Origin of the sequence: Dietzia sp. CQ4 (assembly GCF_014145125.1) — a bacterium.
GTDB classification, from domain to species: Bacteria; Actinomycetota; Actinomycetes; order Mycobacteriales; family Mycobacteriaceae; genus Dietzia; species Dietzia natronolimnaea.
In genome coordinates this window covers 1-14,044 of record NZ_JAALDZ010000033.1, presented here as the reverse complement: position 1 = coordinate 14,044, position 14,044 = coordinate 1, and the positions used below count along the sequence as shown (strand labels likewise).

At 69.3% G+C, this 14,044-nt stretch carries 13 protein-coding genes and 2 pseudogenes; 8 read left to right on the top strand and 7 right to left on the bottom strand.

The window, feature by feature from the left end; genetic code table 11:
- Window positions 1-124: 124 nt before the first annotated feature.
- Window positions 125-1,072 (top strand): LysR family transcriptional regulator, encoded by a 948-nt coding sequence (locus tag G6031_RS02340; protein ID WP_182652322.1) that lies wholly within the window; start codon window positions 125-127, stop codon window positions 1,070-1,072.
- 139 nt (window positions 1,073-1,211) lie between these two features.
- A complete protein-coding gene (locus G6031_RS02335) occupies window positions 1,212-1,739 on the top strand; it encodes a DUF1877 family protein (protein WP_182652321.1) in 528 nt (175 codons plus the stop codon).
- 166 nt (window positions 1,740-1,905) lie between these two features.
- On the opposite strand, the gene G6031_RS02330 is transcribed toward G6031_RS02335, so the two are convergent.
- A complete protein-coding gene (locus tag G6031_RS02330) occupies window positions 1,906-2,478 on the bottom strand; it encodes a YdeI/OmpD-associated family protein (protein WP_182652320.1) in 573 nt (190 codons plus the stop codon).
- Between the two features lie 85 nt (window positions 2,479-2,563).
- Between G6031_RS02330 and G6031_RS02325 the strand changes: the two genes are divergently transcribed.
- Window positions 2,564-3,232: a mismatch-specific DNA-glycosylase gene (locus tag G6031_RS02325; protein ID WP_182652319.1), complete on the top strand. Its 669-nt coding sequence runs from the start codon at window positions 2,564-2,566 to the stop codon at window positions 3,230-3,232.
- A gap of 59 nt (window positions 3,233-3,291) precedes the next feature.
- Here G6031_RS02325 and G6031_RS02320 read toward each other — a convergent pair.
- From G6031_RS02320 to G6031_RS02305, 4 genes and pseudogenes are all read right to left on the bottom strand, one after another.
- Window positions 3,292-3,786, bottom strand: a pseudogene (locus tag G6031_RS02320) (nucleoside deaminase); the annotation flags it as partial.
- A gap of 33 nt (window positions 3,787-3,819) precedes the next feature.
- The gene (locus G6031_RS02315; protein WP_241737151.1) at window positions 3,820-4,935 is read right to left on the bottom strand and encodes a N(5)-(carboxyethyl)ornithine synthase; all 1,116 of its coding nucleotides are present in this window, start codon (window positions 4,933-4,935) and stop codon (window positions 3,820-3,822) included.
- Window positions 4,936-5,155: 220 nt separating this feature from the next.
- Window positions 5,156-5,362: a dodecin gene (locus tag G6031_RS02310; RefSeq protein WP_182652317.1), complete on the bottom strand. Its 207-nt coding sequence runs from the start codon at window positions 5,360-5,362 to the stop codon at window positions 5,156-5,158.
- Between the two features lie 149 nt (window positions 5,363-5,511).
- Window positions 5,512-7,746: an NADP-dependent isocitrate dehydrogenase gene (locus G6031_RS02305; RefSeq protein ID WP_182652316.1), complete on the bottom strand. Its 2,235-nt coding sequence runs from the start codon at window positions 7,744-7,746 to the stop codon at window positions 5,512-5,514.
- Between the two features lie 327 nt (window positions 7,747-8,073).
- Between G6031_RS02305 and G6031_RS02300 the strand changes: the two genes are divergently transcribed.
- Entirely contained in the window at window positions 8,074-8,850 is a 777-nt protein-coding gene (locus G6031_RS02300) for an isocitrate lyase/phosphoenolpyruvate mutase family protein (RefSeq protein ID WP_182652315.1), read from the top strand.
- Window positions 8,851-8,893: 43 nt separating this feature from the next.
- On the opposite strand, the gene arfB is transcribed toward G6031_RS02300, so the two are convergent.
- Window positions 8,894-9,337 carry an alternative ribosome rescue aminoacyl-tRNA hydrolase ArfB gene (arfB, locus tag G6031_RS02295; RefSeq protein WP_182652314.1) on the bottom strand — a complete coding sequence of 148 codons (444 nt, stop codon included), beginning with the start codon at window positions 9,335-9,337 and terminating at the stop codon, window positions 8,894-8,896.
- Between the two features lie 172 nt (window positions 9,338-9,509).
- Between arfB and G6031_RS02290 the strand changes: the two genes are divergently transcribed.
- From G6031_RS02290 to G6031_RS19150, 3 genes are all read left to right on the top strand, one after another.
- Complete coding sequence (locus G6031_RS02290; protein ID WP_241737149.1) at window positions 9,510-11,273, top strand: lipase family protein; 1,764 nt, start codon at window positions 9,510-9,512, stop codon at window positions 11,271-11,273.
- 65 nt (window positions 11,274-11,338) lie between these two features.
- A complete protein-coding gene (locus G6031_RS02285) occupies window positions 11,339-11,680 on the top strand; it encodes a metalloregulator ArsR/SmtB family transcription factor (protein WP_182652312.1) in 342 nt (113 codons plus the stop codon).
- Between the two features lie 3 nt (window positions 11,681-11,683).
- Window positions 11,684-12,880 carry an SRPBCC domain-containing protein gene (locus tag G6031_RS19150; protein WP_347238430.1) on the top strand — a complete coding sequence of 399 codons (1,197 nt, stop codon included), beginning with the start codon at window positions 11,684-11,686 and terminating at the stop codon, window positions 12,878-12,880.
- Here G6031_RS19150 and G6031_RS02270 read toward each other — a convergent pair.
- Window positions 12,819-13,811, bottom strand: a complete 993-nt coding sequence (locus G6031_RS02270; protein ID WP_182652311.1) for a pseudouridine synthase — start codon at window positions 13,809-13,811, stop codon at window positions 12,819-12,821. The two genes, G6031_RS19150 and G6031_RS02270, sit on opposite strands and share 62 nt — an antisense overlap.
- A 53-nt stretch (window positions 13,812-13,864) precedes the next feature.
- Between G6031_RS02270 and G6031_RS02265 the strand changes: the two are divergent.
- Window positions 13,865-14,044 (top strand): annotated as a pseudogene (locus tag G6031_RS02265) (hydrolase); the annotation flags it as partial.

The following is a 14,044-nucleotide window of genomic DNA, read 5'->3' as shown; positions in this document are numbered from 1 at the left end:
TGCGTCCCATTCGGGTCGTGATCGGCCGGGCTCGGCTCGGCGGAAAGTCTGTGCCCCCATCCTGCAGTCCCAGTTCAGTTATCGGGTAACTACCATTTGGTATGGAGTTGTATAGCCTTGAGCTATGCGTCGAGAATCCAGGGGAATCACCCTCCAGCAGCTGCACTACTTCATCGAGGTCGCGGCGGAAGGCTCGATCACCGGCGCTGCGGAGCTGCTCTATGTCGCCCAGCCGACCATGTCCGCCTCCATGAAGGACCTGGAGAACAGAGTGGGGCGCACCCTCCTCGTCCGATCCGCCCGAGGAGTGACGCTGACCGACGAGGGAGCGGAGTTCCTCGGCTACGCCAGGCAGGTGGTCGAGCAGATGTCCCTACTGGAGCAGCGCTACCTCGGTCAGCCGCCGTCCCGCCGACTGCTCGGGGTGTCGGCGCAGCACTACTCGTTCGTGGTCGAGGCGTTCATCCGGATGGTGCGATCAGGCGAGGCGGAACAGTACGAGTTCTCGCTTCGTGAGACGCGAACCTGGGACATCATCGAGGATGTCCGGACCCTCCGCAGCGAGGTGGGTGTGCTCTACCGGAACGACTTCAACCGGAAGGTCATCGACAAGCTCCTCCGCGATTCCGGCCTGGCCTTCCACCCACTCTTCGCAGCGGTGCCGCACATCTTCATCTCCAGGCAGAACCCGTTGGCATCCCGGGAACGCGTCACCCTCGACGATCTCGCGGACCTGCCCAGGCTCACTTTTGACCAGGGCGCGAACAATTCGTTCTACTTCGCCGAGGAGATCCTCTCCACCCGGTCGAGTAAGAGAGAGATCAGGGTCTCCGACCGCGCGACCATCTTCAACCTCATGATCGGTCTCGACGGGTACACGATCTCCACCGGAATCATCAGCGACGACCTCGATCCGGAGATCGTCGCCATCCCGCTCGACGTGGACGAGAGCATCGAGATCGGCTGGATCAGCCATTCCGGGATCCCCCTCACTGCGCAGGCGCAGCGCTACCTCGCCGAGGTGCGGGCCGTTGTCGCCGACTACGGGATCGAGCTGCTCGACTCCCCGTGAATCGGGCTGACGCTATGCCTCTACACCGTCGCCGAGATACTTCGGAGGTTTCCCACAGGCGAAGATCATCCGCGATTGTTGTCCACAGATCGATGTGGAGGGCTTACCGGATCCCTGGTGGCGGTTGGATGCTGGACACATGGGAATCCGCTATTACGCATACGCCTTCGACGCCGAGATCACGCAGGCGGTGCTCTCCGACCCACGGGCTCACATCAGTCCGGACCCGTTCGCGGACGCCGTCGGTCTGCCCCACGGCTTCACCATGGGTACGACCGACTTTCAGCAGGGGCCTGCGGAGGAAGACATGCTCTACCTCGACAAGGCGTGGAGAAATCTCCAGAGGATGTCGGAGCCGTCCGACCCAGCCGGAGAGCCCAGGCCGGCATACCGGATGTTCGAAGGCGAGGTGACACCTCTAGACGGCTGGGAGGCGTGGCTGCCGTGGGTGAGAGCGATCCCGCCCGGAGACGTCGCCCGGATAGCCGACCATCTGGACGCGATCACCCGCGCGGACTTTGTCCCCTGGTTCACCCGCCACAACAGTGACTCGGTCGAAGAAGTGGAATCGGAAGCGCAGTACGTGAAGTTCCACCTGGGCCGGGCGAGACGTTTCCTCCGCGCACTAGAGAAATCGGGCCGGGGTTTCGCCTACATGATCGGCTAGCGAGAGCTCGAGCGTCATCGGCTGCAACCGTCGGCCGGCCCCGAACACTGGGAGTGGAGATCCTCCCAGATCCCTGCGGAGAGGGATCGCATCCCGTGCGCGGGGCGTCTCGCCGTGGCGACTGCCGCCCTCGTCGTCGTCACATCATGTCGCGTGGGGGACCTGATCACGGTGACGTGAGCCGCGAGATCAGCCGTCCGACCTGTCGCTCGAGAGTGGCGTCGTCCCGGGCGATCAGGAGTGGGTGGATCGCGCTGTAGCGCTCGGCGCGGGTGAGTCGGGCGAAGGCGGCCCCGGCGGCCGGCGTCGCCTCGAGCGCGGTCACGAGGACCTCGGGGAGCTGTGCTGTCGCGGAGCCGGCGTAGGCGCGGTCCCAGCGGCCGTCGGACCTCGCCCGCTCGATCTCGGCGACGCCCCGCGGGCGCAGCCTCCGGTCCTCGGCGAGGCGGGCGACGATCTCGACGTTCCGCAGTGACCAGATGGAACGCGCGCGGCGGGGGGTGAACCGTTGCACGAACGTCTTCTCGTCGTGCGACCTGCGCTGCCCGTCGATCCACCCGCTGCACAGCGCCTCCTCGAGCGCCTCCTGATAGGAGAGCGAGGTGGGGGAGGTGACCCCCTTCTTGGCGAGCATCAGCCAGGTCCCGTCGCAGCTCTCGTCGTTCGTGATCAGCCACTCGCGCCACCGGTCGATGTTCGCCACGATCAGTGGTGCGTCAGGCCTGTCCGTCGCGCTCATGGTTTGAGCCTGTCAGGTGAAGAGGCCCGGCGGTGTCCTCTATGCGTCGCGCCCGCCCGGTCGGGTGCCGCGCTAGCCTCGCACCATGGCTGAGATCGTCGTGACCGGCATCCCGCGGCGTCCCTCTCCGTCGGGCGGGCGCCGCCCGAAGCGCGACGAGCTCGCCCGGTTCGCCACCAAGGATCCGCACGGGGTCGACGATGTCCTGCCCACTGACGCCGAGAGCCTGCGGTTGCTCATCGTCGGGGTGAACCCGGGCTTGTGGACGGCGGCCGTCAACGCGCCGTTCGCGAGACCCGGGAACCGGTTCTGGCCGTCACTGCACCGGGCGGGGTTGACCGACCACGTCATCGATGCCGCCACCGGGTTCTCGGCCGCGGACGAACAGCAATTGCTCTCGCGGGGCATCGGGATGACGAACCTCGTCGGCCGCGCGACCGCCCGAGCCGACGAGCTCACCCGTGAGGAGCTGCGTGCGGGTGCGGTGCGCGTGGCCACGCTCGCCGGGGAGCTGCGCCCGGCGGTCGTCGCCGTCGCGGGGATCACCGCCTTCCGGACTGCTTTCGCGCGACCGAAGGCCGGCTACGGGGAGCAGGACACCTCGGAGGTACCGGGGTGGCCCAGCGGCGTGGTGCTGTGGGTGCTGCCGCAACCCAGCGGGTTGAACGCGCACGAGACCCTCGACTCCCTGGCCGCGCACTGGCGGGAGGTCTGGGGTGCGGTGGAGAGGACCGGGGACCCCGGTGCACGCTGAACCGGCCCGTCGTCACCCGACTTCCGGCGACGTGAGCCGTCGTTACTCCGTCGATCGGCCCGGAAGGACTTCTCGACCAGCACTCTGATCTCCTCCGCCAGCGCGGGGACCGGACCGGAGACGGGGAGTCCCGGGACCACGTCGGTGATCCCGAGCGGGGCGAGCGGCCCGGGTGCCACGCCGAGATCGGCTTTCCAGCCCGCGTACTGGGCCCCGCTGGAGGCGAAGACGATGCGCCCGAGGCCCACGAACGCGTGGGCGGCGCTGCACATCGCGCAGTGCTCGCCCGAGGTGTACACGACACTGGACGCCCGCTCCTCGGGCTGCATGTTCTCCGCCGCCCAGCGGGCGATCGCGAACTCCGGATGTCTGGTGGCGTCCCCACTCGATTCGCGGTTACGGTCCGCGAACCGCACCTCGCCGGCCTCGTCCACCAGCACAGAGGCGAACGGTTTGTCCCCCGCCGCCAGCGCCTGCCCCGCGAGGTCCACACAGGTGCGGAGATGGACGAGGTCGTCGGCCCCGACGGGGCGGGGGTCGGACGTGGTGGTCACGGTGCCTCCTGGAAAGGTCTGCTCCCCGCGGGGTTACGAGCTGCCGCCGACGCGCGCGTGCGGGAAGTCGGCGGCACGCCCCTGGAACGCCAGGATATGGGGGTTCTCGATGACTCCCTCGCGGATCTCGATGGCGCGGGAGATGGTGAGGTCCTCATCCCATGCGGCCGGCCCCTCCATGACCGTCCGCAGGAAGGGCAGGAGCGCCTCGCTGATCTCCCACGTGGCCGAGTTCCACAGGTAGGACGGACTGTGGTCGACGGCGTAGTAGTGCACACCCTGCCCGACGGTGAACATCGGGTCCTCGAACCCCGTGGGCACGGCCCACTCGAAGCCCATGCCGGCGTCGCACGAGACGTCGATGATGAGGCTGCCGGCAGCGAACTCCTCGAGATCCACGGTCCGCAGGTAGGTCAACGGGGCCGTGACGTCCTGGAGAGTGCAGTTCACCACGATGTCGTGCGAGGCGAGGAACGTGGGGAGCAGGACGTCGCCGTCCTCGGTGGGAACCGTGCTGAGGTGGGTCGCGCCCTCGTCGGTGTTGAGCTGGGTGATGTGGGCGCTGTGGATCGGCGAGCCCACCGCCGTGGCCCCCCGCTGGGTGAGGACCTGGATGTCGTGGATCCCGTGGGCGTTCAGGGCGGTGACGGCCCCGCGCGCTGTGGCGCCGAACCCGATCACCACCGCGCTCAGCCGGGGCCCGTAGTTGCCGGTGGACCCCGTGAGGCTCAGGGCGTGAAGGACCGAGCAGTACCCGGCGAGCTCGTTGTTCTTGTGGAGCACGTGCAGACTGAAGTCGCCCTGCCGGGTCCAGTGGTTCATCGACTCGAAGGCGATGAGGGTGAGCCGGCGGTCGATCGCGGTCTGCGTCAACCCGGTGTCCTGCACACAGTGCGGCCAGCCCCACAGGACGCGACCCTCCGGGATCTCGGCCATCTCTCCCAGCTGGGGTTTCGGGAGCAGCAGCACGTCAGCGGAGTCGATCACCTCGGCGCGCTCCGCCACCCTCCCCACGCGCGACTCGAGATAGCCGGGATCGAGTTGGAAGTCGGCGGCGTAGCCGCGTTCGACGATCATGCGTGCGCGGAGGTCCGGCTCGATCCGGTCCAGGTGCCGGGGATGTATCGGGAGTCGACGCTCGTTCTCCATGGTGGAGCTCGCGAGCAGACCGAGGCTGAGGAGTTCGCCTCCCGGGGAGACACCATCGCCAGTGGCGGCGGAGGTGGTGGCGGGCGGGTGAGCGGTTCCGGTCATCCGGACTCCCATCATCAGGGAACCGAATCCAGCTCCTGGTCCGACTATATGCGGCCGGACCGGGGAGCGGCCCGGCGCCGAGCGGGAGCGGCCCGCGGGATAGGTCCGATGACGCTCAGGACTCGTGCCGGAACCCGACCTTGATGGTCACCTGCCAGTGGGCCACCCGGTCGCCGTCCAGCTTCCCGCGGACGGACTGCACCTCGAACCACTCGAGGTTGCGGAGAGTCTTGGAGGCCTCGGCGACCGCGTTGGCGATCGCGGCATCAGTTCCGTCGGGGGAGGAGCCGACGATCTCGGTGACGCTGTAGACGTGGTTCATGGTGCCCTCCAGGTTGTGTGACCTGGCTCACTCTATCGCGGCGCGTGCCCTCACCGGGCCGAATGACACCGGACCCGACGACACCGGGCCGAATGACACCGCACCCACCGGCGCGCGGCCGATGGGTGCGGTGAGGCGGGCGGGTCGGATCAGTTGCCGAGTCTCGCGAGCGCGGAGTTGAACGTCTCGCTCGGGCGCATGGCCTCCCGCAGCTTGTCGACGGAGGGCTGGAAGTAGCCTCCCAGCTCGACCTTGGAGCCCTGGACCGACAGCAGCTCCTCGAGGATGGTGTCCTTGTCCGCGGTCAGCTTCTCCGCCAGCGGAGCGAAGTGCGCCGCCAGGTCCCGGTCCTCGGTCTGCGCGGCCAGCTCCTGAGACCAGTACAGCGCGAGCCAGAACTGGCTGCCCCGGTTGTCGAGTTCACCGGTGACGCGGGACGGCCCCTTCCGGTTCTCCAGCAGCTTGCCGGTCGCGGTGTCGAGCGTCTTGGCCAGGATCGTGGCCTTGGGGTTGCCATCCTTGCGCCCCAGGTCGTCCAGGCTGGCCCCGAGCGCGAGGAACTCGCCGAGTGAGTCCCAGCGCAGGTGGTTCTCCTCCACCAGTTGCTGGACGTGCTTCGGCGCCGATCCACCCGCGCCCGTCTCGTAGAGCCCGCCGCCCGCCATGAGCGGCACGATCGACAGCATCTTGGCGCTGGTCCCGAGCTCGAGGATCGGGAACAGGTCGGTGAGGTAGTCGCGCAGGATGTTGCCGGTCACGGAGATGGTGTCCAGGCCCCGCCACGCGCGCTCGAGGGTGTACCGCATGGCACGCACCTGCGACATGATCTGGATGTCGAGGCCCTCGGTGTCGTGGTCGGCGAGGTACTTCTTGACCAGGGTGATGAGGTTGTTCTCGTGCGGGCGGTACGGGTCGAGCCAGAAGACGGCCGGCATCTCCGAGGCACGGGCACGGTCCACGGCGAGCTTGACCCAGTCGCGGATCGGCGCATCCTTGACGGTGCACATGCGCCAGATGTCGCCGGCTTCGACGTCCTGGGAGAGCAGGACCTCGCCGGTGGCGGAGTCGACGATGTTGGCGACGCCGTCGTACTGGACCTCGAAGGTCTTGTCGTGGCTGCCGTACTCCTCGGCCTTCTGTGCCATGAGTCCGACGTTCGGCACGGTGCCCATCGTGGTGGGGTCGAACGCCCCGTTGGTCTTGCAGAAGTTGATGATCTCCTGGTAGATCCGCGCGAACGTGGACTCCGGGATGACCGCCTTGGTGTCCTTCTTGCGGCCGTCGGCGCCGTACATCTTCCCGCCGATGCGGATCATCGCGGGCATCGACGCGTCGACGATGATGTCCGAGGGCGAGTGGAAGTTGGTGATGCCGCGGGCGGAGTCGACCATCGCCAGTTCCGGCCGGTGCTCGTGGCAGCGGTGCAGATCCTCGATGATCTCCTCCTTCTTGGAGGACGGGAGCGTCTCGATCTTGTCGTACAGGTCGACCATGCCGTTGTTGACGTTGATCCCGAGCTCGTCGAACAGGTCGTGGTGCTTGTCGAAGGCCTCCTTGTAGAAGACCCTCACCGCGTGGCCGAACACGATGGGGTGGCTGACCTTCATCATGGTCGCCTTGACGTGGAGCGAGAACATGACGCCGGTCTCCTTGGCGTCGTTCAGCTGCTCCTCGTAGAACTCCAGGAGCGCCTTCTTGCTCATGAACATGGAGTCGACGACCTCGCCGGCCTCGAGGGGCACCGTCTTGAGGACGTGGGTCTCGCCGTCCGGCGTCACCACCTCCATGCGCGCATCGCAGGCGCGGTCGAGGATGATCGACTTCTCGCCGGCGTAGAAGTCGCCGTGCGTCATGTGTGCGACGTGGGTCTGCGACGCCATCGACCACTTGCCCATCGAATGCGGGTTGGCCCGGGCGTACTCCTTGACCGCCTTCGGGGCGCGGCGGTCCGAGTTGCCCTGGCGGAGCACCGGGTTCACGGCGCTGCCCAGACACGCGGAGAGTCGCTCGGCGACCTCGATCTCCTCGGGGGTCTGCGGGTCGTACGGGTACTTGGGGATGTCGTAGCCCTTGGCCTGGAGTTCCGCGATGGCGGTGTTCAGCTGGGGGACCGAGGCGCTGATGTTGGGAAGCTTGATGATGTTGGTGCCCGGTTCCTGGGTCATCTGTCCCAGTTCGGCCAGGTTGTCGGGAACCTTCTGTTCGTCGGTCAACCGATCCGGGAAGGCGGCCAGGATGCGGGCGGCCACCGAGATGTCGCTCGTCGTGACATCGATGTCGGCGGCGTCGGTAAAGGTGCGGACGACCGGGAGGAACGCCTCCGTCGCCAGTCGTGGGGCCTCATCGGTGAGGGTGTAGATGATCGTCGTTCTGCCTGGGGTCATGTCGGCTCTTTTCTTTTCAGGCTGATCGTGTTCTTGTGGAACGGCATCAGCACGCCTGCACCATCATCACCCGAGTCGGGCCGGCGTGGCCAGAACCCCCCGGTGTGGTCGATCGGTGCACGTGCGCGGTTGTGTGATCGTCTCGGCGTCACCCTGCACTGTGGCCCACGACGCACGCGTCCGCGGCGTTTTCCGGCGGCGGGGACCCCGACCGGGGCGTCCCGGGCCGGGCCGTCCCCGCGGGGCGGGCGCGTTCCGGCGGTGTCGCGTCCGTCCCATCAGGCCTAGTGTCGAGGGACGACCGCTACTGCCGAGGAGGCGTCGACGATGACCGATGTGGGTGCACGGGCACAGGAACTGGCCGCTCTACACGACTCGGGCGACCTGGTGGTCCTCCCGACCGTCTGGGACACCTGGAGTGCCCGGACCGCCGCGGACGTGGGGTTCCACGGACTCACCGTGGGAAGTCACCCGGTCGCCGACGCCATCGGGAGCGCCGACGGTGAGCGGATGGACTTCGGCGAGTACCTCGGGGTGGTGCGCAGGATCGCCGAGTCGGTCGACATCCCCGTGAGCGCGGACGTGGAGTCCGGGTACGGGCTCGGTCCGGACGAGTTGATCTCGCGGTTGCTCGAGGCAGGGGCGGTGGGGGCCAACATCGAGGATGTGGTCCACGGCGAGGGCGACCGGGTCCGGGACAAGCACGAGCACGCCGACTACATCGCCGGCGCCCGCCGCGCGGCGGACGACGCCGGTGTGCCGTTCGTGATCAACGGCCGCACCGACGCGGTCAAGCTGGGCGGAGAGGTCTTCTCCGATCCGCTCGCCGAGGCGGCCGAGCGGATCGTGCTGATGGAGCAGGCCGGCGCGCGCTCGGTCTACCCGGTGGGGCTGACGTCCGCCGACCAGGTGACCAGACTCGTCGGGGCGGTCTCGATCCCGGTCAACGTGACCGCTCATCCCGTGAAGGGCCACGGCGCAGGGGACCTGGCCGTCCTCAGGAACCTGGGGGTGCGGCGGGTGTCCTTCGGACCGCTGTGGCAGATGTGGCTCACCAAGGTGTCCACCGAGCAGCTGTCCCACTGGATGACCTCCGACCAGTAGGTCGCAGCGGAGCGACCGCCCCGGCAGGCGGTGCGTCGAGAGTTCAGTCCGAGGCGCTCGGGCGCCTGCGGCCGTCCTTGGCCTGCGAGCGCCGGCTTTTGGCGTCGAGGCGCCGCAGCCTCGATCCGTAGGTGGGCCGTGTCGGCCGCCGGACGGCCTCCGGCGCCAGTGCGTCACGGAGCAGGGTCGCGAGCCGGTCCCGGGCGGCCCGACGGTTCTGCCGTTGGGACCGGTGCTCCGACGCCGCGATGGTGAGGACGGTGCCGGCGAGTGACGGGGCGAGTCGGCCGAGCGCACGGGTGCGTTGGACGTCGCTCAGCGCCGTGGTGCTGGCCAGGTCCAGGCTCAACTGCACGCGGGAGTCCGCGGTGTTGACGCCCTGCCCGCCAGGCCCCGAGGAGCGCGAGAACTGCTCGAGGAGTTCTCCCGCGGGCACGCGGAGGCCGTCGGGGATGCCCGGGCCGGGCGCCACTCTCAGGTCGTCCATGGCGCCCAGTCTGCCCCCGCGGCCCCACGCCGGTCCGCTCCACCGCACGGGTGGGGTCGTCCGAGGAGTGTCAGCCGGTTCCGGCAGGACGGGCCGGGATAACGGATATCTTCACTCGGGGGCGGTCCGCGCCGTCGGTGCGACGACCTGAGCCCACCGCGAGGGGATGACGATGAGCGAGATGGGTGACGATCGGTCCGGTCGGACCAGGCGGGTCGTCGGGATCGTCCTGGCGATGGTGTCGATCGCCGCGGGTTCGGTGTTGATCCTCGCCCACCTCGCCCTCCCGGAGATCGTCAGGCTGGCGGGTGCCGGCCTCGTCGTCGTCGGACTGGCGACGGTGCTCGGCGTCGACGGCGCCGGACACTCGCGGTGGTGGGCGCGGATCCTCACCGGAGTCGCCACGGCTGCGGCCGGGATCGTGGTGCTCGTCTGGCAGTCGGCGAGTATCCGCAGCCTGCTGTGGGTCATGGTCACCGCGCTGATCGTGCACGGTGTCCACACGGTCGTCGCGGCGATCCGCAGCGAGACCGACCGCCGGGTGGCGGGGGTGTTCAGTGGCGCCGCCGCGGGGCTGTTGGGTGTGCTCTGCCTGGTCTGGCCGGTGCTGGCCATCGAGCTGATCGCGTTCGGCGTGGGTGCGTGGTTGGTGTTCGTGGGGCTCCGCGGCCTCCTGGACCCGTTGCTCCACCGCCGCCGGGAACGCGCCGCCGCGCGGGCCGGATCGGGCCGTCTCCGCAGGTGGGGGCGGACCATCCTCGCGGTGACGGTGTTCCTGCTGGTGGCCGCGCTCGCCGTCGGCAGCGCCCTGCTGCTGCGCGGTGACGACCGCCCGGCGCCCGATGACTTCTACACCTCCACCGAACCGCTGCCCGCCGAGCCCGGTGTGCTGCTGCGGGCCGAGACGCTCGGCGTCGGGGTCCCCGCCGGAGCCGACGCCTGGCGCATCCTCTACACCAGCACAGCGCCGGACGACACCGTGGTGGCCGTCAGCGGCACGGTCATCGCGCCGGCCGACCGGGGCACGGATGCGCTCCCGCTGCTCAGTGTGGCGCACGGGACCACCGGGATCGTCCCGCGCTGCGCGCCGTCCCTCAGCCCCACCCCGTTCTCCGACGGTGCGGGCGCCGCGCTCACGGAGATGGTGACCGAGCACGGGTGGGCGGGGGTGATCTCGGACTACGTGGGTCTGGGAACCCCGGGGATGCACCCGTACCTGGTGGGACAGGTGGAGGCGCGCAACGTCCTCGACGCCTCCCGTGCGGCACAGCAACTCGACGGGGTGACCCTGAGCAGCGACACCGTTGTCTGGGGGCACTCGCAGGGCGGGCACGGTGCGCTGTGGACCGGTCAGATCGCCGAGGACTACGCTCCCGAGCTGACCCTGCTGGGCATCGCCGGGATGGCTCCCGCCACGGACCTCTACACGCTCGCCGAGCTGAGCAAGGACGAGGTGGGGGGCAAGACGGTCTCCGCCTACATCGCGCAGTCGTGGAACGAGGTCTACCCGGAGCTGGATCTGGCCGGGCACCTCAACCCGGGCACCGCGCACGGCGTGGAGAGGATCGGCGACCTGTGCTTCAACGAGAAGGACGCGATCGCCGCCCTCGTGCGGGGCACCCAGATCCCTGAGCAGGTGTTCCCCGACGCGGTCCTCGACGGCGACCTGGGGGCGACGTTGAAGGAGAACTCGCCGACCGGGCCGTGGCCCGCGCCGGTGCTGATCGCCCAGGGGCTGGCCGACCCGTTGGTCAAGCCGGCGATGCAGCAGGACTGGGTGGACGACCGGTGCGCGGACGGCGAGCCGCTCGACTACCGGACCTACCCCGGCCGCGATCACAACGGGCTGGTCGCCGCGGACTCCCCGCTGACCCCGCAACTCGTGAGCTGGACCCTCGATCGCTGGAACCGGGCGGCGCCCACACCCACCTGCTGAGCGGGCGCAGGCGGGGGAACAGGCTCCCCATTGACAGTTTCCTATATAGGAATATGTTTGCGCCCATGGCACGGGCAGCGACGACCTCGGACGTGTTCAACGCGATCGCCGAACCCCAGCGCAGGGAGATCCTGGTCCTGCTGCGAGAGGGCGAGCGGCCGGCGACCGAGGTCGCGCTCGAACTGGGGATCACCCAGCCCGGTGCCTCCAAGCACCTGCGGGTGCTCCGCGAGGTCGGCCTGGTGCGCGACCGACGTGAGGGCAAGCAGCGCATCTACCACCTCGACCCCGGCGGGCTCCGGTCCGTCCACGAGTGGGTCGGCGGGTTCGAGCGGTTCTGGAACGAGAGCTTCGACAGGTTGGACGACTACGTCCGCGAGATGGCGCGGGCCGAGGAGGAGGAGTAGACCATGGGGGACAGCAGGCGGGGTGACCCGACAGGGCCGGAGACCGCGGACCGCGAGATCGCCATCACCAGGTACATCGACGCGCCGCGAGAGCTGGTGTTCCGCGCGTTCACCGAGGTGAAGCACCTGGCGCGGTGGTGGGGACCGGAGGGGTTCACCACCACCACCCGGTCCTTCGAGTTCCGCGAGGGCGGCGTGTGGGACTTCGTCATGCACGGCCCGGACGGAACCGACTACCAGGAGTGGATCACCTGGCGCGAGATCGTCCCCCCGGAGCGGATCGCGCTACTGCACGGCGAGTCCGCGGAGGATCCGGAGGCGTTCGAGTCCGTCCTGGACTTCCGAATCGACGGCGGGGGGACCCGTGTCGAGTTCCGCACGGTGTTCCCGACGAGGGAGCTCCGCGATCGCGCGGCGCAGGAGTACCACGCCGTCGAGGGTGGCGAGCAGACCCTGGCCAACCTGGCGGCCCATGTCGCCGAGCTCGCCGACGCGCAAGGGGAAGCGGGAGTGCGGAGGCAACTGGTCCGGGTCCACAACTTCTCCGTCTCGCTGGACGGGTTCGGTACGGGGGAGGGGCAGTGCCTCGAGGCGCCCTTCGGTCACGCCGGGCACCGGTTGTTGGAGTGGGCGCTACCGACACGGACCTTCCAGGACATGGGATTCCACGGGGACCGCGAGGCCTCGGTGGGGGTCGACGAGGCGTTCGCGAGCCGGTGGAACACGGGTATCGGCGCGGAGATCATGGGCCGCAACAAGTTCTCCCCCACCCGGGGCCCCTGGGCGGACGAGACGTGGCGTGGCTGGTGGGGGGACACCCCGCCCTTCCACACCCCGGTGATCGTCCTGACCCATCACCCCAGGCCGACGCTGGAGCTGGACGGGGGCACCACGTTCCACTTCATGGACGCCGACCCCGCCGCGGCGCTCGACGCCGCGCGCGAGCTGGCAGGTGGCCTGGACGTCCGCATCGGCGGGGGAGCGAGCACGATCCGCCAGTTCCTCCGGGCGGACCTGATCGACCACATGCACATCGTCGTGGTGCCCGTCATCCTGGGCCGGGGGGAACGGCTGTGGGACGGGGTGGAGGGGCTCGAGGAGCGATTCCACATCGAGTCCACCACCTCGCCCAGTGGGGTCATCCACCTGAGCTTCTGGCGTCGCCGTACACCGGGGCCTCGGACAACCTCAGGCGTGTGACGAATCGCCGGGGCTCACCCGAGAGCGGGTCGGTGAACGCCAGCTCCCTCGCGAGCAGCTGGAGAGGCAGGGAGTGATCATCCGGGATCTCCGGTAGCAGGTCGGGGTACCGGCGATCACCCAGGATCGCGATCCCCAGTGCCGCCAGGTGCACCCGCAGCTGGTGCAACCGGCCGGTCCGGGGGCGCAGGATCGTGTGCAGCACCGGGCGCCCGGCAGCGCTCCTGCCGGCACCGAGAACGTCGACGAGGGTCTCGGTGTTGGGCGGGAGGTCGGGGCGGACGGCGACCCGTCGGTGGCCGCGCAGTCTCTCGAGGTGATCGCGGTGGACGAGGGGGACCGGGCGTCCGGAGATCTCCGGCGTGCTCGGATCCCAGCCCGACGGCCGCGCCGAGACCGCCTCGTAGACCTTGGCGACCTCTCGTCGTTCGAACAGTGTCTGGTAGGCGCCCCGAGTGGACGGGCGTGCCGAGAACATCACCAGCCCGGCGGTGGCGCGGTCCAGGCGGTGGACCGGGGTGAGGTCGGGATTGTCGAGCCGGACGCGGAGACGGACGAGCGCGGACTCGCGCAGGAACCTGCCCGTCGGGGTGGTGGGGAGGAAGTGGGGCTTGTCGATCACGACCAGATCGTCGCTGACGTGGACGATCTCCTCGTGGACGGGGAGCGGGTCCTCCGCCGGCACCTCGCGGTGATACCAGATGAACTCGTGTGAACCGAGGGCCGTCGCGGGGCCGACCGGGCGGGCGTCGGCGCCCACGACATCGCCGTCGGCGAAGCGGCGGAGCAGGTCGGCAGCGTCGAGGTGATCGAACCTCTCGACCACGTACTCGGCGATCGTCGCCCACGGCCCGGCCGTCGGCACGCGGAGCCGCGTCGGGCCGACCCCGTCCCTCACGGGCAGGGGCGAGGGCATCGGCACGACCGCCATCCTCCCCAATACACTGGGGATCCACCACCCGCCCCGGATTCGAGGACCGCACGATGGCACCGCACGACCCCGGCGTCGCCCCGGCCGCGCGGCCCGAGCCCTCGTACCTCATCGGACCGGTGACCGAACCGGACATCCACGTGATGAGCTGGAACGTCCGCCGTCCGGTCCCGGCCCTGGTGGCCCGCCCGCCGGACCGGTGGAGCCGGCGCGCCCCCGCGGTCCGCGCGCTC

What these genes read in the sequence shown, in the direction of transcription:
- G6031_RS02315 (WP_241737151.1), bottom strand. Translation starts at nt 4,935, where the DNA reads ATGGAGAACGAGCGTCGACTCCCGATACATCCCCGGCACCTGGACCGG.
- G6031_RS02270 (WP_182652311.1), bottom strand. Translation starts at nt 13,811, where the DNA reads ATGGCGGTCGTGCCGATGCCCTCGCCCCTGCCCGTGAGGGACGGGGTC.
- G6031_RS02290 (WP_241737149.1), top strand. Translation starts at nt 9,510, where the DNA reads ATGAGCGAGATGGGTGACGATCGGTCCGGTCGGACCAGGCGGGTCGTC.
- G6031_RS02310 (WP_182652317.1), bottom strand. Translation starts at nt 5,362, where the DNA reads ATGAACCACGTCTACAGCGTCACCGAGATCGTCGGCTCCTCCCCCGAC.
- G6031_RS02300 (WP_182652315.1), top strand. Translation starts at nt 8,074, where the DNA reads ATGACCGATGTGGGTGCACGGGCACAGGAACTGGCCGCTCTACACGAC.
- arfB (WP_182652314.1), bottom strand. Translation starts at nt 9,337, where the DNA reads ATGGACGACCTGAGAGTGGCGCCCGGCCCGGGCATCCCCGACGGCCTC.
- G6031_RS02305 (WP_182652316.1), bottom strand. Translation starts at nt 7,746, where the DNA reads ATGACCCCAGGCAGAACGACGATCATCTACACCCTCACCGATGAGGCC.
- G6031_RS02330 (WP_182652320.1), bottom strand. Translation starts at nt 2,478, where the DNA reads ATGAGCGCGACGGACAGGCCTGACGCACCACTGATCGTGGCGAACATC.
- G6031_RS02285 (WP_182652312.1), top strand. Translation starts at nt 11,339, where the DNA reads ATGGCACGGGCAGCGACGACCTCGGACGTGTTCAACGCGATCGCCGAA.
- G6031_RS02335 (WP_182652321.1), top strand. Translation starts at nt 1,212, where the DNA reads ATGGGAATCCGCTATTACGCATACGCCTTCGACGCCGAGATCACGCAG.
- G6031_RS02340 (WP_182652322.1), top strand. Translation starts at nt 125, where the DNA reads ATGCGTCGAGAATCCAGGGGAATCACCCTCCAGCAGCTGCACTACTTC.
- G6031_RS02325 (WP_182652319.1), top strand. Translation starts at nt 2,564, where the DNA reads ATGGCTGAGATCGTCGTGACCGGCATCCCGCGGCGTCCCTCTCCGTCG.
- G6031_RS19150 (WP_347238430.1), top strand. Translation starts at nt 11,684, where the DNA reads ATGGGGGACAGCAGGCGGGGTGACCCGACAGGGCCGGAGACCGCGGAC.